This window comes from Rhizobium sp. 10N414 (assembly GCF_056394785.1).
Genome location: NZ_JBFTIN010000018.1, coordinates 38,215 through 57,073, shown reverse-complemented (window position 1 = coordinate 57,073; position 18,859 = coordinate 38,215). Strand labels below are relative to the sequence as shown.

General features: G+C 58.2%; 18 protein-coding genes. 11 read left to right on the top strand and 7 right to left on the bottom strand.

Going from position 1 to position 18,859, the window contains the following annotated elements; all coding sequences use genetic code 11:
* Positions 1–32: 32 nt before the first annotated feature.
* Positions 33–866: a MetQ/NlpA family lipoprotein gene (locus tag AC1DE4_RS17455; protein ID WP_477816997.1), complete on the bottom strand. Its 834-nt coding sequence runs from the start codon at positions 864–866 to the stop codon at positions 33–35.
* Between the two features lie 282 nt (positions 867–1,148).
* On the opposite strand from AC1DE4_RS17455, the gene AC1DE4_RS17450 reads away from it, so the two are divergent.
* Entirely contained in the window at positions 1,149–2,573 is a 1,425-nt protein-coding gene (locus AC1DE4_RS17450) for an FAD/NAD(P)-binding protein (RefSeq protein WP_477882249.1), read from the top strand.
* A 30-nt stretch (positions 2,574–2,603) separates the two neighbouring features.
* Here the strand turns inward: AC1DE4_RS17450 and AC1DE4_RS17445 are convergent, their stop codons facing one another.
* The gene (locus AC1DE4_RS17445) at positions 2,604–3,140 is read right to left on the bottom strand and encodes a carboxymuconolactone decarboxylase family protein (protein ID WP_477882247.1); all 537 of its coding nucleotides are present in this window, start codon (positions 3,138–3,140) and stop codon (positions 2,604–2,606) included.
* A gap of 214 nt (positions 3,141–3,354) precedes the next feature.
* Here AC1DE4_RS17445 and AC1DE4_RS17440 point away from each other — a divergent pair, with 214 nt between their 5' ends.
* From AC1DE4_RS17440 to AC1DE4_RS17420, 5 genes are read left to right on the top strand one after another with little or no spacing between them, the layout of a single operon-like run.
* The gene (locus tag AC1DE4_RS17440) at positions 3,355–4,026 is read left to right on the top strand and encodes an amino acid ABC transporter permease (protein ID WP_018856166.1); all 672 of its coding nucleotides are present in this window, start codon (positions 3,355–3,357) and stop codon (positions 4,024–4,026) included.
* Positions 4,026–4,697, top strand: a complete 672-nt coding sequence (locus AC1DE4_RS17435; protein WP_477882245.1) for an amino acid ABC transporter permease — start codon at positions 4,026–4,028, stop codon at positions 4,695–4,697. The genes AC1DE4_RS17440 and AC1DE4_RS17435 overlap by 1 nt, the downstream gene beginning before the upstream one ends.
* Position 4,698: 1 nt before the next feature.
* A complete protein-coding gene (locus AC1DE4_RS17430; RefSeq protein WP_477882243.1) occupies positions 4,699–5,433 on the top strand; it encodes an amino acid ABC transporter ATP-binding protein in 735 nt (244 codons plus the stop codon).
* 8 nt (positions 5,434–5,441) lie between these two features.
* Complete coding sequence (locus tag AC1DE4_RS17425; protein ID WP_477882241.1) at positions 5,442–6,359, top strand: glycosylasparaginase; 918 nt, start codon at positions 5,442–5,444, stop codon at positions 6,357–6,359.
* Positions 6,360–6,379: 20 nt separating this feature from the next.
* Positions 6,380–7,171: a transporter substrate-binding domain-containing protein gene (locus AC1DE4_RS17420; protein ID WP_477882239.1), complete on the top strand. Its 792-nt coding sequence runs from the start codon at positions 6,380–6,382 to the stop codon at positions 7,169–7,171.
* A gap of 38 nt (positions 7,172–7,209) precedes the next feature.
* On the opposite strand, the gene AC1DE4_RS17415 is transcribed toward AC1DE4_RS17420, so the two are convergent.
* The gene (locus tag AC1DE4_RS17415) at positions 7,210–8,211 is read right to left on the bottom strand and encodes a LacI family DNA-binding transcriptional regulator (RefSeq protein ID WP_477882237.1); all 1,002 of its coding nucleotides are present in this window, start codon (positions 8,209–8,211) and stop codon (positions 7,210–7,212) included.
* Positions 8,212–8,363: 152 nt separating this feature from the next.
* Here AC1DE4_RS17415 and AC1DE4_RS17410 point away from each other — a divergent pair, with 152 nt between their 5' ends.
* The gene (locus AC1DE4_RS17410; protein ID WP_477882235.1) at positions 8,364–9,728 is read left to right on the top strand and encodes a Xaa-Pro aminopeptidase; all 1,365 of its coding nucleotides are present in this window, start codon (positions 8,364–8,366) and stop codon (positions 9,726–9,728) included.
* Between the two features lie 48 nt (positions 9,729–9,776).
* Here AC1DE4_RS17410 and AC1DE4_RS17405 read toward each other — a convergent pair whose 3' ends face one another.
* The 4 genes from AC1DE4_RS17405 to AC1DE4_RS17390 form a co-directional block, all read right to left on the bottom strand.
* The gene (locus AC1DE4_RS17405; protein ID WP_477882233.1) at positions 9,777–10,031 is read right to left on the bottom strand and encodes a DUF2934 domain-containing protein; all 255 of its coding nucleotides are present in this window, start codon (positions 10,029–10,031) and stop codon (positions 9,777–9,779) included.
* A gap of 111 nt (positions 10,032–10,142) precedes the next feature.
* On the bottom strand, positions 10,143–10,556 hold the full coding sequence (locus AC1DE4_RS17400) for a VOC family protein (protein WP_477882231.1): 414 nt from the start codon (positions 10,554–10,556) through the stop codon (positions 10,143–10,145).
* A 3-nt stretch (positions 10,557–10,559) separates the two neighbouring features.
* Positions 10,560–11,657: a Gfo/Idh/MocA family protein gene (locus AC1DE4_RS17395; protein ID WP_477882229.1), complete on the bottom strand. Its 1,098-nt coding sequence runs from the start codon at positions 11,655–11,657 to the stop codon at positions 10,560–10,562.
* 10 nt (positions 11,658–11,667) lie between these two features.
* Positions 11,668–12,678: a Gfo/Idh/MocA family protein gene (locus AC1DE4_RS17390; RefSeq protein WP_477882227.1), complete on the bottom strand. Its 1,011-nt coding sequence runs from the start codon at positions 12,676–12,678 to the stop codon at positions 11,668–11,670.
* An 833-nt stretch (positions 12,679–13,511) separates the two neighbouring features.
* Here AC1DE4_RS17390 and AC1DE4_RS17385 point away from each other — a divergent pair.
* From AC1DE4_RS17385 to AC1DE4_RS17370, 4 genes are all read left to right on the top strand, one after another.
* On the top strand, positions 13,512–15,386 hold the full coding sequence (locus tag AC1DE4_RS17385) for an adenylate/guanylate cyclase domain-containing protein (RefSeq protein WP_477882225.1): 1,875 nt from the start codon (positions 13,512–13,514) through the stop codon (positions 15,384–15,386).
* 101 nt (positions 15,387–15,487) lie between these two features.
* Complete coding sequence (locus AC1DE4_RS17380) at positions 15,488–16,819, top strand: gluzincin family metallopeptidase (RefSeq protein ID WP_477882223.1); 1,332 nt, start codon at positions 15,488–15,490, stop codon at positions 16,817–16,819.
* A gap of 17 nt (positions 16,820–16,836) precedes the next feature.
* A complete protein-coding gene (locus tag AC1DE4_RS17375) occupies positions 16,837–17,430 on the top strand; it encodes a hypothetical protein (RefSeq protein WP_477882221.1) in 594 nt (197 codons plus the stop codon).
* Positions 17,431–17,460: 30 nt separating this feature from the next.
* Positions 17,461–18,144: a hypothetical protein gene (locus AC1DE4_RS17370; protein ID WP_477882219.1), complete on the top strand. Its 684-nt coding sequence runs from the start codon at positions 17,461–17,463 to the stop codon at positions 18,142–18,144.
* Positions 18,145–18,859 lie beyond the last annotated feature (715 nt).

Sequence of the window (18,859 nt, the reverse complement as noted above, 5' to 3'; positions counted from 1 at the left end):
CAACGCGCCTAACCCCTCGGCGCGAATGTCGATCAGTAGGCGCTGAGGCCGGTTCCCTTATAAACCTTGTCGAACTCCGCCTTGACCGCATCGTTCTGGTAGGACGAGACCAGCGTCTTCACCCAGTCTTCGTTCTCGCTGCCCTGCTTGACAGCGATGAAGTTGCGGTACGGATTGTCAGCGATAGGTTCCTGCGCAATGCGGTCGGCCGCCGAGAGCCCGGCCTTCAGGGCCCAGTCGGTGTTCACCACTGCCGCATCCAGATCATCGATGGCGCGGCCGACCACACCGGCATCAAGCTCCTTGATCTCGACGTTCTTCGGGTTCTCGGTGATGTCGGTAACGGTCGCGAGGATGCCTGTGCCGTCCTTGAGCTTGATGATGCCTTCGTTTTGAAGAACGCGTAGCGCACGACCCTCGTTTGACGGATCGTTCGGCACGCCGATCGCCGCACCTTCGGCGAACTCGGCGATGGTCTTGTGCTTCTTCGAATAAAGGCCGATCGGCCAGACGCCGGTGTATCCGACGGGGACGATATGATAGCCATGCTGCTTTATCTGATTGTCGAGATAGGGCTTGTGCTGAAAGGCGTTGGCGTCGATTTCGCCGCGCTCCAGCGCCTCGTTCGGCTGTGTATAATCGTTGAAGACGATCGCTTCGATCGTCAGGCCCTTCTTGGCGGCTTCGGCGGCCACAACGCGCCAGACGTCTTCGTCCTCGCCACTCATGATGCCAACCTTGATCGACTTGTCTTCGGCGAAGGAAGCGACAGGCGATGCAAATGCGATCAGAGCGATGGTGGAGGCGGCGATCGCGGCAAGGCTTGCGCGACGCGTCAGGCTGGATTTGGACGTCTTCTTGTTCATTGTGGTGTTTCCCGTCTTGAATTGATGAGGCAAGCCTCGAACGGCCAGATGATTTCAAAATCGCCGAGGATAAACCAAGCAAGCCCATCTCTATTGCGCTGCAGCACGGAAAAACTCTTCGGTGCTTTGGCGGGATGGCGGGATAAAAATTCTACTAATTTTGTAGAATATTGAAGTTGCTGTCCTGGCTGTGAGCCTTTAAATTGAGCCTTGGGGCGTGAAGGACAAAACGCGCCTAACAAGGAAGGCGATCTGGGTCGCGGTCAAGTGAAGCAGGGCAGCGTGACATCTCGACAGGACACCCGTGGCAAGACGTGTCGCCCCGTAGTGGCGATTATCGGCGGAGGCGTTTCTGGTGCGGGCGTTGCGTACCATCTGGCATCCTCCACATGCAGCCCGCCACCAGCAATCGTGGTTTTCGAGCCACGAGAAGAGCTTGGCAGAGGGCTCGCCTACGATACCACCGATCCAACGCATCGGATCAATGTTCCCGCCGCCCGGATGAGCCTGTTGCCGGATCGGCCGGAGGACTTCCTCGAATGGATGGCCCGCAACGATGCTGTCGCGGACGATCCGGACGCGTCCCGGCCGGATGGCAACCTCTTCCCCCGACGCCATGTCTTCGGCACCTATATTGCTTCGGCGCTCGCTCCCCTGGTGCAAAGCCGGAGCGTGCATCATCGCCGTGCGGCCGTTGTCGAGGTCCGTCGGGACGGCAGGCGCTGGGAGATCCTTGATGACGAGGGCGGACGAACGGTTGCCGATTTCCTGGTGATCGCCACCAGCCATCCCGCGCCGTCAGCGCCTCATGCACTCAGAGTTCTTGAAGGACACCCCCGCTTTGTCGCCAACTCCACCGTTGCGGCCGCGCTCGACGTTGTCCGTCCGGCGGACCGGGTGCTGGTCGTCGGCAACGGCCTGACCGCGGCCGACATCGTCGCTTCGCTGACGCGTACCGGCCATCGCGGGCAGATCACATCGATTTCGCGCCGCGGATTGAGATCGAGAGGGCATGCTCCGTTTCCACAGGAGCCGTTCGGTGCGTTCGAGACCCCGGCTCATAGCGCGACGGCGCTGCTGCGGGGGATCCGGCGGACCATTGCAGAAGCCACAGCCGCCGGATTGACGTGGCACGCCGTGATCGACCAGGTTCGCGGTCACGGCCACGCGATCTGGCAGAGCCTGCCGATTGCCGAACGCTGCAGGATCGTACGCCATATCAGGCCATATTGGGATGCTCACCGGTTCCGCATCGCTCCGCAGGTGGAAGAGGTGCTGGAGCGAGCGATTGCAGAGGGAAGGATGGAAGTGTTGGCGGCCTCTGTCGCTCGGGTGCAACGTGACGGCGAGGCAATCCATGTGGAACTGAGACGGCGGCACGCCGCACCACTGCAGAAGACCTTTGATGCCGTTATTGTCACAACCGGTCCCGCGCATGGAAGCATTTTGGAAAGCCAGGCGTGGCTCGCTCGCCTGCGTGATCAGTCACGCTTGCAGCTCGATCCGACCGGCCTCGGCATTGCATGTACCGAACGATCGGAGGCGATAAGTGCCGATGGCCGTCCTGATCCGACCTTGCTGATTTCCGGCCCCTTGGCCCGTGGGACATTTGGGGAGTTGATGGGACTGCCACAGATTACAGAACATGCCGTCCTTGTGGCCCGTGAGCTGGCCACAAAGGTGACGGCAGCCGGCGAATACGCTTAGGCTCGCCTGACCTCGACAGGATGCGGTCCGTCAGGACGCCGATCGGCCGGGTTCGGCGAAGGGCTCGAGCTCTGGATCGAAGTCAACCTCCACGACATTGTTGAAGACCGCTGTTGCGAGCATGATGCCGGCAAAGGCCACGAGATCGACCAGCGTCTTGGCATCGTAGCGCCCTTTCAGCTGCGTCCAGATCTCGGCGGGAACCGCGTTGGAATTGGCAACGATCGCCGTGCCGAAGGCATCGAGCAGCGCCTCTTCCTCGGAGAGTACCAAGGCCCGCGGGTCGAAACCTGCATTGATCAGTGCCCGGCGAAAGAAAGTGATGGCGATCCTTGAGTTCGCAGCTTTTGAAATCGAATGCGAGAAGATCCAGATCGGTCGATCCGCGATTGCAGAAAGCTCTGCGCGCAGCGTGAACCATTCGGCATAGATGCGGTGGGCGGCAGGCGAATGCAGCAAGGTACGCTTCATGTTCGTCATGCGCCCCCGTACCCTCATCTCCTCGTCATGCGCGGCCCGAATCTCTTCAGAGGCTGTGGTGTAGTCGATCTGCGGAATATGGCTCATGGCGGTGCTCGTTCGGTGGGTAAATCTAAATGACGCTTGAAAAATCGGAAAGGCCGGTGCTGCCCCAGCAGCTTCAAGCACGGTGCAATTCCGCCGGACGAGACGAATCTCTCCGTTCGCGCTGGATATAGCAGGAAATCTCCAGGGCGTTCTTGACAATGTTCGGCCACCGAGACACGATGAAACCGGTTTCACTCGTGCTCATGGAGAGATCGTGCGGCTCGACCTGTCGATTCTCTTGCCCCATCTTGGCTTTCTCGCACAAGGCGCGCTGCTGACAGCAGAAGCGTGTGTTCTCGCGCTCGTCGGCAGCGTCATCATGGGCGCGTTCGTGGCAATCGCGCGCACATCCTCGTCAGCGGCGCTGCGGCGAATTGCCTTCGTCTACGTCGATATCTTCCGCAACGTGCCATTCATCGTGCAGCTGTTTTTCTTCTACTACGGCCTGCCCGAGATCGGTCTTTACATCGATGCGTTCACAACAGGCGTGATTGCGCTGTCGATCGCAGGCGGCGCATACGCGTCCGATATCATCCGCGCCGGCATCCTGGCGATCGATCAGGGCATCATCGAAGCAGCGGAGGTGAGCGGCTTGTCACGCAGGGTGATCTTCACCCGCATTGTCCTGCCGATCGCACTCAGGACATCCGTGCGCCCGCTCGGCTCGGTTCTGATCAACATGATCCTCACCTCGTCGATCCTGTCCACGATCACGCTCAACGAACTGACCGGCTCGGCGCAGATCGTGGTGTCTCAGACCTACCGGCCGTTCGAAGTCTATGTTGTGCTTCTCGTCGTCTATGCGGCCTTGACCTATCTCGTATCGCTCGCGATTGCGATCCTCCATCGCCGTCTCAACCGTGACATGATGGAGGCGGTTGCCTGATGCGCTTTGCCGATTTTACAGCCTTTGATCTGGTTCTTCTCGCACAAGGGCTCGGGGTCAATATCGCGCTCTTTCTCGCGACCTCGCTGATCGGACTGGTGATCGGCATTGCCTGGGCAATTGTGCGCTACTACCGTGTGCCCGTCCTCAGCGAAGTGATCACCTTCGTTTCTGAACTCCTGAAGAATTCGCCGGTGCTGGTGCAACTGTTTCTGGTGTTCTTCGGTCTGCCAGGGCTATTCCATATCCGCGTCACGCCGGTTACCGCGGCGACGATCACGCTGTCGGCAAATACAGCCGCCTTCATCTATGTCATCGCGGTTTCGGCAATCGAGTCCATCGGCCGTGATCAAATCGAGGCGGCAAGAGTCTTCGGCCTTACACGGTGGCAGGTCCTTCGACATGTGCTCGCCCCGCAGGCTGCCGCCTTCGCGGTCGGGCCACTGATTGCACTTCTCGTCAACCAGTTGCAGGTCACATCGCTGATCTCGGTGATCGGCGTGGTCGACCTTACCAAGATCGGCAACATCCTCAACATGCGAACGCTGAAGCCGTTTGTTGTATGGACGGCCGTTGGCTTGCTCTATTACGCCGCCGCCAAGCTGGTTGCCTTGCTTGGGACGCGCTTCGAAAATCGCCTTCGCGCCCACAGCGCCTGGAAGGGGCTCTGACATGATCAAAGTTGAAAACGTAAAAAAGGCCTTCGGCCAGACCACCGTGCTCGATGGTATCGATCTGACGATCGAGCCGGGCGAGGTCGTCTCGATCCTCGGCTCCTCCGGCTCGGGAAAGTCGACACTGATCCGGTGCATCAATGGCCTGGAAAAGCTGAACGGCGGCCAGATCACGGTCGATGAATTCGATGTCGGCAAACCCCGGGAACTGGCGGAGGCCCGCAAGCGGTCAGGTACGGTCTTCCAGCTCTTCAACCTCTATCCGCATATGACGGTGCTCGGCAACATCACGCTGGCGCCGATCGAGGTGTTGAAGAAACCGCGCGCTGAGGCGGAGGCGACGGCGCTTGCACTGCTCGAGTCGGTTGGTCTCGGGAGCCGGGCTGATGCCTATCCAGCGCAGCTTTCGGGCGGTCAGCGCCAGCGTGTCGGAATATGCCGGGCGCTTGCCATGCAGCCGCGCTATCTGCTGCTCGACGAAGTGACCAGCGCGCTTGATCCGGAGATGACGGCAGAAGTGCTGGCGATCCTTGCAAAGCTCGCCCAGCAAGGCACGACGATGCTGTTCGTGACGCACGAGGTCGAGTTCGCCAGGCAGATTTCGGATCGTATCGTGTTCCTCGACAAGGGCCGCCTGCTGGTCGACCTGCCGACCAAAGAGTTTTTCGCCGCCGACGGCGGCATGGCACAGCCGCGCGTCGCCCAGTTCCTTTCCAAGATGCGCAAAGATTAGAGGTTCAGATGCTGCTTTTGGCCAATAAAGAAGCCTGGCCGGGTTTCCCGACCTCCGTGGAGATGCTGCGGGACGGTGCAATCAGCCTTGATGCAATGGTCGCCGGGATCAGCAAGGTGGAGAGCGAAGTCAAGGTCCGCAGCGTCGGCTACGGCGGCTGGCCCAACATGCTCGGCAACATGGAACTGGACGCTGCGGTGATGGACGGCAACACACGTGATGTCGGGACAGTCGGTGCCGTGCCGAATACGCTGCCGGTGGTGCGTCTTGCCTATGAGGTGATGAAACGCCTTCCGCACGTCATGCTGACCGGCGACGGCGCTCGGCGCTTTGCAACTGAAATCGGTTTCGCCGAGGACGACGTATTGTTCGAGGACAGCAGGCGGGTCTGGTGGGAACGATTGGAAAAGGAACTTTCGCCGGAGGATCTGGCGAAGTTTCCCAATATTCCGCTCGCGCCGTTGAGCCGCGCCATCACTGATCCGGAGCGTGTGCGCGATACGACCGTCTTTCTGTCGGCTGATTCAGCGCGCGGCATTCACGCCGCAACGTCCACCTCCGGCTGGGCGTGGAAATATCCAGGCCGCCTTGGCGATAGTCCGATCCCCGGCGCCGGCTTTTATGCCGACAGCCGCTATGGCGCGGCTGCCTGCACCCACACGGGTGAGATGACGATGCGCTGCTCGACAGCACGCACCGTTGTTCTTGCAATGAAGCTTGGCTATTCGCTCTCCGACGCGGTGAAGCTTGCCGTCGATGAGCTCGATGAACTCTCCTCCGGATTTCTCGCCGGCGTCGTGATCCATGCAGTCGACGCCAAGGGAAACCATGAGGTCGTGAATTTCAGATGCGAGGGCGAAATTCGCTACTGGCTCTGGGAGGAATCGATGCCCGAACCGGAACTGCGGGCAGCGAAACTGGCATAATCAAAAGAGGGAATGAAACCATGAAGCGTATTCTGACTACCCTTGCCGCCCTCGCCATCGCGGCCGGCTCGGCATTTCCGTCCTTTGCGGGAATGATCGATGACATCCGCTCGCGCGGCACCGTTCGGATCGGCGTATCGCTCGGCGGCGAGCCGATCGGCTTCCGTGACGCGCAGAACAATCCTGTTGGTTACGATGTCGACGTTGCGACGCTGCTGGCCCAGAAGCTCGGCGTACCCGTCGAATTCGTCGACGTCTCGGGTGACGCCCGGATCTCGATGCTCGTTTCGGGCCAGATCGACGTCGCGGTTGCCAATACCTCGGCAACGCTCGAGCGCGCCAAGACGGTGAACTTCACTATTCCCTACAATCGTGCTGGCTTGCGCGTCATCGTTCAGAAGGATGCAGCTATCAAGGAGTTGAAGGACCTGGCCGGCAAGAAGGTTGTCGTCGGACGCGGCACGACGGGCGAGAGCTTCCTGAAGACCGCCGTTCCGGATGCCCAACTCGTCTACGTCGATCAGTTTGCTCCGGATGGCGTTCTGCAGCTGCAGCAGAAGCGCGTCGATGCGGCCATCGAAGATTCATCGCTGCTCGATTATCTGGCTACCAAGAATCCGTCGCTCGTGACGCTGCCGGGCCTCTACTCCAACGATCCGATCGGCATTGCCGTTGCCAAGGGTGACCCGGAATTCGTGCGCTGGCTCGACATGTTCGTTTCCGATTACATCCAGTCGGGTGCTTATGCGGCGAACTACAAGAAGTGGTGGGGTCCGGAGTCCAATCCCCCTGCCCTGACCCCCCTGTGGTAACTTGAACTGCGGGCTGCCTCCTGGCAGCCCATTTTCGTTTAAGCAGTGAGGCGAGGCACAAAACGTGTGGGCACCGTGACCGGCGGTTGACCCGGCGTGAAATTGCCGGGGTTGGCGACGGATTCAACGATATGGCGAACATAGAGCAGCTTGTCGTAGCCAATGGACGAGATCGGATAGGCGTCGAAATCGGTCAGCGACAGATTGTCGAAACCGTAGAGCCGGAACCGCGATGGCCGACCAGCAGGAAAATCGGTCCGACAGACGTCAAGGATGCCCATCGCCATGGCATCGGATGTACAGAAGACCGCATCAGGACAATCGGCGCCGGCCAATGCGTTGGCCGCGGCATGCCCGCTCTCATAGGAATAGTCGCCCTGGACCGTCCGGGTGAGATTGATGCCGTAGCGCGAAAACGCCTCGTGGTAAGAGCGAATGCGTGCCTGCTCCACGGGAGAGGAGGCGCGGCCGGTGACGAGCCCGGCTGTGCGCACCATCTTCGACGCAGCGTCGGCCACAGCTTCCGCAATGCCAGCATCTTCGTCCGGGATGATAGCGGGGGAGAACTCGTCGTGCAGACCGTTCAGCATGACAACGCTGTCGGAACGGAACAAGCGACGGACAGTCGGGGCGTCTGCAAAGTCGGAGAAGACCAGCGCTGCGTCGACATGGTAGGCGACGCCGTTGCGCAGGAACTCGTCCACGCGCGCAACCGAGCCGATCCGGATCAAGATGACCTGCTTGCCAATCGACTGGACCTGATCAATGAGCCGGTCAAACAGGTCGAGATCAGACAGATCGTGGATGTGGTTGACCACGACGGCGACCAGGTTGACGGTTTTGGTAGTCAGGCTCTGTGCCAGGAGGTTCGGCTTGTAGCCAAGGCTTGCGGCGGCGGCAATTACGCGCTCGCGCTTCTCGGACGATACCGGTCGCGGCTCGTTCGACAGCGCCCGGCTCGCGACGGCGCGCGAGACACCCGCCAAGCGCGCGACATCGGCAATCGTGGGAGGAGCGTCGCGGCTATTGTCGTGATTCATGATCGAGAGCTTTCCACCTTTGAAGCGGTGATATCGCAACGTTGCGTGCTTCGGCTATGCTAATCTTTTGTTGCTTGGCGGCCAGGCCGCGGCTGTACACGTTTTTGCGCCTTTATCTTTGACTGGCTTTGATTTTCGCTTGGAGGAACTTGATGTCGATTAGTCTAGCACCTGTTGCATTGCCAAATTTCGGACCACTTGGAGCGCAGCCGAAAATCCCGTCGACGACCTACGTCGCGCGCGCGGACGCAGCCCTTGAGGCCGCTGGCACCGATTGGTTGGTCGTCTATGCTGATCGCGAGCATTTCGGAAACATCATGCATCTTTCCGGCTTCGAGCCCCGTTTCGAGGAGGCGCTGCTACTCCTCGGTCCTGGCGGGCGCCGGATCATCATCACCGGAAACGAATCCGAGAGCTATACGGCAATTGCCGGTCTTCCAGATGTCGACGTATTGCGCGCGCAAACCTTCAGCCTCCTTGGACAGGACCGCAGTCAAAACCCGCGGCTCAGTGATCGACTGCGCGAGGCAGGGATAAAAAGCGGAGATTCCATTGGACTGGTCGGCTGGAAATATCTCGCGGCCGAGGAGGACGAAGAATATGGGCAGAGTTTCTTCGTTCCCCATTTCATCGTGAATGCGCTGCGCCGGGCGATCGGTCATTCGGCGCGACTGGTCGATGCGACGCCTGTGCTCATGCACCCGGAAACCGGCCATCGCGCGATCATCGATGTCGATCAGCTCGCGGCCTTCGAATGGGCCGCCGTGCGGTGCTCGGACGCGCTCTTCAGGGTCGTTTCCGGCGCAAGGGAGGGAGATACGGAATTCGAGGCTCTTGGCCGCCTCGGCTACGAGGGGGACCCTGTAAACGTCCACACCATGTTTGCTTCCGTCAGTGCCGGCGAGAGCATCATTGGTCTGCGAAGCCCGACGACCCGCCGCCTGAGGAAAGGAGACGGCGTAACGACCGCACTCGGTTACTGGGGGGCGTTGTCTTCGCGCGCCGGCCTTCTCACCGACCATGACGAGGAATTCCTGAAGCCCTCGAAGGCCTATTTCGAAGCCTTGATCACATGGTATGAGACCGCAAATATCGGCGTGACCGGCGGGGATCTGTTCTCCGCGGTCACCGAAAAGCTCAAATCCGCGGATCTCAACTCCGCGCTGAATCCCGGTCACCTCGGAAGTCATGAGGAATGGCTTCATTCACCTGTACGCCCGGGCTCGACCGAGCGCTTGCGATCCGGCATGCCGTTCCAGGTCGACGTGATACCGGTGCCGATGCCTGCCGGTTGGGCTCTCAATTGCGAAGACATGGTAGCCTTCGCGGACGTTGGGCTGCGCGAAGAGATACGCCAGCGCTATCCTGACATGCATGCCCGCATTGCCGCACGGCGCGCGTTCATGGAAGATCAGCTCGGCGTGGCGCTCTCCGACAATATTCTGCCGTTCTCTTCGACGCCGCTCTATCTGCCGCCATTCTGGCTGCGGTCGGGCAACGTCCTCGTGCGGAAATGACGGAGGCTGGCGCGGCGCCTGAGCGGTGATCGGGCGCCGGTTGGTTGCTCACGCAGATGCCTTTTGTTCCTCAGCGCGGACACCGACGCCGTTTTCAACGTCGCTCGAGTGCATCAAGCGGCGCATGGTCCGCAGCCGCTCGATGAGGTCGCTGCCGTCGACCGAGGCGCGGGTCAGTTCGAGCTGCTGATACTCGCGTGCGGCCTGCTGCCAATGTTCGCCACCGCGCCCCTCCGGCCGTCCTTCGGCTTCCCAGAGTGCGTAAGCGCGCTGATTGATCCAGTCGTCTTTGCTGCGTGACATACCAAGCCCAGCCGTGAAGGAACCTATTGTTGCCTTCAGGCTGACAAACGAGCATTACGGAGTCGTTACCGCAGTGCAAAAAATACGCTGCGGGGGCCTTCTCGTTTGCGATCAATCGAGCTTCCGTTCATGACGGCGTTCGGCAAGCTCGACGATGATACCGTCGGGGTCGCGAAGGAATGCTACTCGGTCCAGCACCTCCGAATTGACGGCTGGACGCGGTCGCTCCTTAATTGCCACTCCGGCAGCCTCCAGCTTCGCGAAGCTTTCATCGACGTTATCGACAAGGAAGGTAATGTGCAGCACGCCCGATGTTGCGGCTGGAAGATCAGAGGCAGGCCCCGCGCCGCCGGGTGGCCCAAAAATCTCAAGCATGCCATTGCCACTATCCAGGAATGCCACTTCAGTGCCGTTCGCCATCGTCTTCCGTAAATGAAGGCGCAGACCCAGGAGGTCGCGGTAAAAGGCCAGTGACCTGTCCATGTCGCCGGTGACCATGCCGACATGCTCGAAGCTCTTGATCATGGATCAGGCCCCGGCCGCCAGACGCCGCTCTTCTTCGGGTAGCCAGGAATGGTAGAGCGGATGATCGGAAAGGATCGGCAGCGGTGTCGGCTTGCCGGTGCGCTGCGAATGATAGGCCGCGGTGACGAGCTCCAGTGAGTTGCGAGCATCCTCCAACGTCACCGGCGGCTCGCCTCCCGATGTCAGCGCATGGTGGAACAGTTCGAACTGTCTGGTATAGCCGTCTTCCTTAACCACATAACCGGCCAGCGCCTCATCGACACGCTGCTGATGCTCCTCGGTCCCGGCAACGAAGCTCCAGGGGTCCCGGCCCATCGTGTAGGGCTCGAGAATGCTTTCCGCGACGAGATTTGAAAAGCAGAACCGCAGACGCGAGATTTCTTTCCGTGAGCCAAGTGTCATCGACAGCGTCGCCAGCGAGCCGTTCTTCATCTTTACCGAAAGGGCTGCCGTATCCTCTACCTGGATCGGGTTTACGAGTGTCGCCCCGTAGGAAAAGATTTCGGCGCAGGCGCCGTGAACATAGTTCAGCATGTCATGCGCATGGATCGCGTGACCAAGCAGACCGCCGCCAAGCTCGGTCACCCATTTTCCGCGCCATGGGACGGCATAATAGTCGGGGCCGCGCCACCAATGCGTTTCGATCGTGGTGAGGAACGGCGTCCCGGTCAGGCCGAGATCGATCAGCATTTTCAGCTTCTGAAGTCCCGAGCCATACCGGTACTGAAATATCGGCATCAGTTGCGGACCTTCGGCTCGCGCTACGATCCTAGCCATCTCGTCCACTTCGGCGATAGAGCCGAAAAGCGGCTTCTCGCAAATGACATGTTTTCCCGCCTCGATTGCCTTGCGGCAGAGCTCGAAATGCGAACTTGGCGGGGTGCAGATATCGATGATGTCAAGATCCGCACGAGCGATCATCGTCTCGGCATCCTGGGTATATTCGGGAATGCCAATTTCCTCGCAAAGCGCTTGGCCGCGTTCCTCGTCCAGCGAACAAAGGACCGCGACCTCAAACAAATCCTTGTTCCAGGCAAAGCCTGTCAGGTGGCGCGAGGCGATCCCCGCTCCGATGACGCCGACACGAAACCTCTTGGACATGGCGGATTCCTCAACGATGACCCAGGCGCGCTGCCCTTGATTGTGCTTCCAGCGAAAGGCGGCAGACTTCGTAAACATGAGCCTGGGACATCGCCGTCTCCGTACGGTCGCGCACGTCGGCGGCGAAGGCATCGAAATAGTCGAGCTTTTCACCGCTGCAATCGATGTGCGTCATCTCCGAGCCGTTGACGAGGAAGAGGTGGTCCTTGCCAGGCCGTCCCGCGATATCGATGTATTTGCGCAGTTCGATGTAGCCTTCGGTGCCAAGGATGGTCAGGCGACCATCTCCCCAGGTCGGCAGCGCCTCCGGGGTGAACCAGTCGACACGCAGATAGCCTGAGGCTTTCTCGGAGCGAAGCAGCACCTCACCGAAGTCCTGAAAGGCCGGCTTGTCGGGCATGCCGAAGTTTCCGACCGAGCTTCCGACAACCTCGCCGCTGGTCGAGCCCGTATAGAAGAGAAACTGGTCGACCTGATGCGAGGCAATATCCACGATGATGCCGCCGAACTGCTCCGGATCGAAGAACCAGGCGGGGCGTGTGGGCAACTGCAGCCTGTGCGGCCCCATGCCGACCGTCTGGATCACCGTGCCGATCGCCCCCTCCTTGACGAGCTTGCCCGCCTTGACAGCGGATCGCACGCAATGGCGCTCGGAAAAGCAGATCGAAAAGATGCGACCGGTGTCGGCGACGGTGCGCTTGACTTCCTCGAGTTGGGCAAAAGTCGTCACGCCTGGCTTGTCGGTCATAACATCCTTGCCGGCCTTCATCGCACGGACGGCCAATCCGGCGCGGTCGCGCGGGATTGCGGCGATGCAGATCACGTCGATCGAAGGATCAGCGAAGATCCTATCGCGATCGATCTGCGGCGTATCCGGATAGGTCTTCTTGAAGTTTTCCAAGAGCGCTGGCACTGAGGTCTGCGGGCAGTATCCAACGAACTCGGCACCGGCCGCAAGCAGGCCCTTCACATGATCAAACGTGTGCCCATGATCGATCCCGACGACGGCAAATCTCAACATAACAGCAATGTCCTCCTGGAAATTTCTAGCGTGCAGTCTTGAGCCCTGCGCGGTCTCCTCTGGTCGAAGCAGACAGCGAAACTCAGAGGCTGTCAAGCTTGGAAAGGCAGTGTAATTTCGGAGAAGTTATGCTAACCAAAGGAAAATACACGAGAAATTTTTGTATCTAAATAGTTATTTAATTGATTGAGGTAAGCTAAGACATGTCGGCGCGCTACTACGTGGTGGCCTGGCCTGCCTGCTGTCCCTTGTCCTTAGATTTGCGCCCAGACCCCTAGATTGGCGTCAGTGGTCCCGCTAGAAACGCGGTGGGCCACGGAGAAAGTTGGCCGAGAAGGATATAAACACTCTGGAAATAGGCCGGAGGTTCGGATGATGGAAGGGCTGAGCCTTTAGTAGACGGGACGTCTCATCTAAGGCCTGGTGTTTCGTGCAGTCGAGGCACTGAACGACCCCCCGGCCCTCCGAGCTGGATGACCTTGAACGTGCTAGCAGCCGTCTTGCTCGTCTCATCGACGCTGTCGTCCAAGTTCCGGACCTTGCGGCAAGTCCACGATCACAATTTGACGCCCCACATCCTCGTCGATTGGTCCAATCGACGAGGCTATCCCGAATGGGCCACTGTTGGCAATGAAGGAAGAAAACGTCTCCAGCGAGAGTACCGCCTCAGTGATTTCTTCGTTTGCTCCACTTGTAGTCGAGTTGCAGGACCAAGGTTACCCCAACTTAGCTCTCCTTGCATCGCAACCTTCCTATCTGTCCAAGCGATCCTATACTGTTGGCTAGGTCGCTTTTTTGAGTAATATTGCTGAGATGTAGGTTGGGGGACGGGCATGTGCGCCGAGCATGTTGAACGTCGATTAACGGCTATTCTGGCTGCCGATGTGGTGGGTTACAGCCGTCTGTTGGAGGCCGACGAAGAGGACACACTTCATGCCCTCCGTCTACTTCGACGTGAGCTCTTTGATCCGACTGTCGCAAACCACAGTGGGCATATAATCAAAGTCATGGGCGACGGCTTTCTGGTTGAATTCGCCAGTGTACTCAGCGCCGCGCGGTGCGCCGTTGAAATTCAACGTGGCATGTTGGAGCGCAATCGCGGGATACCCCCGGACAAGCAGATCGAGTTTCGAATTGGTCTGAATTTGGGCGACGTCGTCTTCGAGACGGACGACTTTCACGGCGACGGCATAAATGTGGCCGTGCGACTGCAAGCTCTTGCTACTCCCGGCGGTATCGCATGCTCGTCCCCAGTGCGCCACGAAATTGGCAATAAGCTCGGTCTCGACTTTGCTGACCAAGGTCACAGGACCGTCAAGAATATTTCTCGTCCCGTGCACGTGTACTTTGCCGATTGGGGCAAACAAACCTCAGGGGCAGTGCTTTCGCGTGCCGCCAGCGGACACACACGAGCGGCCGTCAATAAGCCCTCGGTAGCGATCCTTCCATTTGCTAACATCAGTAATGATTCCGACCAGGAGTTCTTCAGCGACGGCATCACCGAGGACATCATTACCGATCTATCAAATGTGTCAGGCCTGTTCGTGCTGAGCCGCAACACGGTCTTCACCTGGAAGGGCCGAAACGAGAACTTGCAGCGTATCGCCCGGGAGCTGGGTGTCGAATACGTAGTCGAGGGCAGTGTCCGCAGGGCCGGGAACCACGTAAGGATCAATGCCGAACTGATCGAAGCAGCCAGCGACGGTCACCTATGGGCCGCGCGTTACGACCGGGACATCACTGACATCTTTCAAGTGCAGGATGAGATCGCGAAGGCGATCGTCGACCAACTCAGGGTCAAGCTCCTCCCGGAGGAAAAGAGAGCAATCGAACTCGCGCCCACCGGGAGCGTGGAGGCTTACACACACTACTTGAGGGGCCGGGAATACTATCACATGGCGTCGAGATCGAGTCATCTCATGGCTAGACAGAGTTTCGCCCGAGCCATCGAATTGGACCCCGGCTATGCCCGGGCTTATGCCGGCGTAGCGGTTTGCGATGCACGCCTGCGATCCCAGTTTGGGATGGAAATCAGGGTGGATGACATCCTTGCCAACACGGCGAAGGCGCTCGCTATCGACGACCGGCTGGCGGAGGCACATGCCGCCCGGGGGGTTGCGTTGGCTGTAGTCGGCAATCGCACGGACGCCGAGACTGCATTCGAGCAAGCCTTGTTGCTCGGGCCGAATTGCCACGAAGCCAACCGTTACTATGCAGAATTCTGCGTCACCGAGGGTAGGTTTGAACCAGCTGCGACATATTTTCAGCGCGCGTTGGAAATCAAACCCGCCGACTATGCTGCCCCGATGATGCTCGTGAACGTCTTTCGTTCACTCGGTCAGATAGAAAGGGCCAAGAGCTACGCGCAGATTGCCGTACAGAAGGCCGAAGAGGAAATGCGATTACATCCGGAAAACGCCAACGTAGCCTGTCTTGGAGCGACTGCATTGGCTTTTCTTGGTGTCCGCGATCGAGCGCTGGAGTGGTTGGCGCGCTCTCTCGCTACCGATCCCAATGACATAAACATCCAATATAATGCCGCGTGCACTTACGCACTGCTTGGCGAAATCGATACGGCAATCGACCTGCTGGAAACCTGGATACCGCAAGTTGGCGTGGAAATGAGGTTGTGGTTCGAGAATGATTCCGACCTCGATTCTGTCCGCGCTCACCCACGGTATTCAAAGTTGCTTGGGCTATCGGAATAATACTCTTCTGGTTTTCAAAAATACAATCCACTACTTTACGATGAGCTAATTTATTGTTAGCTTATTGGCCTGTCTGGCTAATATAAAGTCTCGGGGGGGAAATGGGCAGCCGGTTCAGGCTTTTTGCACAGCCTCCATTCACGGACGCTCAGTCAACGCCCGAGATTGTTGAGGTGTCATCTCCGCAGGGCAGCCTAACGGCTGGTCCGGCGGATGATCTAATGTTCGTTGTGGAGCCCGTTGGTAAGGCGCGTGCTTACGGAGCTAACCGCGGGCCGTTTGGGACCCCGTATATTTATCTGCCACCCTGGAAGGGAAAAATCCTGGAGCCGCCCGCACCCGACCGGTACGGCAACTTCGACTATCTACGACCTTCTATGCCTGGGTTTGAAGCTGCCCATGTCTTCGGTTGCGTACGGTTTACGCTCGACGTGTGGGAGGGTTATCTTGGGCAGCGGCTTTTGTGGCATTTTCGAGATCACTGCCCTCGCCTTGAAATCTCTATCTTGCCGGAATGGGACAATGCCCAATACGGATATGGCTTTCTCGAGATCGGGAGTCAGTTCGAAAAAGATGGACGTGTCCTTCCTTTCAGCTTGGACTTCGACGTAGTTGCCCATGAAGTGGGACACGCAATTATCTTCAGTGTCCTTGGCGTACCAAGCCCTGGAACTGAATACCCCGAGTATCTCGGATTCCAGGAGGCCTTCTCGGACTGCGTTTCCCTAATCGCCGCGATGCATTTTCCGTCTGTGATCGAGAGTGTGCTAATAGAGACAAACGGCAATCTCCAACGCGCAAACCGCTTAGCGCGATTTTCAGAGTTCTCACCGCATCGCCAGATACGCTCGGCAAGCAACGATCGGACAATGGCCGATTTCATCCATTGCTGGAAGGACGAACATGAACTGTCGCAGCCGTTGACGGGCGCGATATTCGACATCCTTGTCGACATCTTTCACGAGGGTCTGGTCGCTCGAGGAATTCTTCCGCGTGACGTTGAAACACTCGCAGATATCGCCGAGTTCGATCCAACCGCCGAGTCTACGGTGCAACATGCGTTCGACCGCGCCTTCGCGCGCAACTCGGACGGATTTGTGGAAGCACTGCTCGATGCAAGAAACACAGTCGGGTCTTACCTAGCCCAGACTTTGTGGGCTCTCGCTCCCGATTTTCTCGACTATGGCGACGTAGCAAGAACCGTGCTCGCAGTTGATTCAGAAAAAAGTGGCGGTCGTTTCACAAGGATCATCAGCGAAAACTTCAGAAACCGTGCAATCGGCGTGTTGCACGCCGAAGCGCACCTCCAGGGCGACGCGCACAGCAGCCATTTCTTCTCCGCGCGCACGTTGCTGCCGATCGATTATCTAAAGCTTCCGAAGATGAGCTATCGCGAGAGACTTTTGCTCTCAAAGCAAACTGACAGTCAATAATCAAGTAGGAGGGAAACGTGGCAGACAGCGAGACCTTGTTGGGCGTATCCACGATACATTTGTTCGGGCGTCCCCTTAGTGATCTACTCTTCAGGGGCGCGGCCATCTATCCAAATCAAAGCATTCCAAAGACAGGAAAAAACAACTTCTTAATGGAGCAGCTTGCATCGTCCGACGCGCTTCTGGCGCGGATATATGCTTTCTCGTTCCAAGGAAGTTTCATGGAACTCGGCCGGCCCGCAATTTTCGTTGTTCACGGTGACGGCATAATACCTGACGATCCGCCCCCGAGGAACGTCGACGGCAATATCGAATACGACAGACTGGCTCGGTCCCCAGGGTCAAGCGCTCGGACGGGTCTCAGTTCACAGGTTGGAGCTTTGGCCAGTGACCTGAGGGTCTGGATATACGATAAGGCCGATTTTTCGATGAGATTGGATGCGGAAACCGGAAGCTTCGAGCGAATCCTGCTGGAGGCTGAGATTTCGACCGATCCAAGGGGGATGGCGAGCGGCGGGATGTCCAGATCGGGCGGGGCTATGTCCAGATCGGGAGGGGTAATGTCAAGGTCAGGTGGTTTCTTGCCTCGACGATCCGGCGATAGCGATTGATGAACTCAAAAATTGGACCAGGAGGCTGGCATGCCAACCAAAACCGCTAAAGCTAAGATTGAGCGCCTTGAGCCGGAGACCGTAGCTGCTCCGTTACTTGTAAGAACGCCCTTTAAAATTCTAGGTGAAGGTCTCAGTTCGGACATGAAGGTGTATGTGTCTACAGAAAAAGATGGCAGTGACGAGGTTTCGGAAATTGAAATAAAGTTTGACGATTCCTCGCCCGCTACGGATAAGGTACTGTCCCTGATTGCCACGCCAGCGATGAACTCTCCCACAGATAAAGACCTGTGGGTCGTCGTAACATTGGATGACGATATTGTAGCCGTCGTTCCAAAATTCAGGCCTACAGAAGTCACAATAGACCGTCTTGATCCGACATCGGGGCCTGAGCCCGTAGTTGCTCCATTGCTAGTCAGGACGCCCTTCAAAATGATAGGTAAAGGCCTTGATCGAATTTTGTACTTCTATCTATCGACGAAAGCGGATGGAAGTGATGACGTTTCGAATCCAGATGGCAGCACCGATCCTAGCACCTATAAAGTCAGAATAGATCCGGACACCTCTTCGCCGAGCACTGACAGAGTAAGATCACTAGTAGCGCTAGCTCAACTCAGCGCGACGAATACAAATCAGTTGCTATGGCTTGCTGTGAAATTGAATGACGTGAATGGTAGGTTTGTGGGCGCGCGAAAGGCCTTCATGATCGTCTGATTTTCCGGACACGAGCTGGAAGAATAGATGGGCCGCGTTGGGGTCGAACGGAAGATAGCCAATAGACGCAAATCTAGGGGCTCGGAGCACCTGCAGCTACGTCCCCCAGAATCCTCCCGGTGGCGCGGTGGTTGACGCCAAAGTGCCATTAAGCTCTGGCCAGCTTGGTTTTACGGTTGCGAACCGCGCATGGCCGCTGATACTGGTCCGGGCAAAACCAAGCTCGGAATCGGCAGTGCTTATCTCGGTAGTCTGGGAGCGCCTGCGCCGAGGTTTTGCAGTCGGCGACGCTTTGCTTCCTGAGCCAAGGCAATGGTTCAAGGCATCGTGAAGGGGTTCTGTCCACAAGTGTTGCGGAGCCATCGTGGCGAAGCTGTCGATCTCGCGCCATTGGCCGCTTGTGCGAGGTACAAGGCGCAGTGGACGCTCGTGTTCCGTTCCAAGCGTTGCGTTAACGATATCTTGACGTGAAATTTGACGTCGCCTTAATTTCTGCGATGTTCACCCCGAGGGCATTGAGGGGTTTTATCACAGTGAAAATGAATGAATTGGCTCGGCGTCTCGGCGCCGTGGCGATCTCGCTCGCGCTGGCGAGTTGCACGACAACGCCAGATGGTGCGATCTCTCTTTCGCGACCACGTAAGGCGCCAAGAGTCCGGCTATTTGTCGAAAGAAAAACGAAAACAAAGGGTTAAACTCTGTCCTTAGTCCTTTA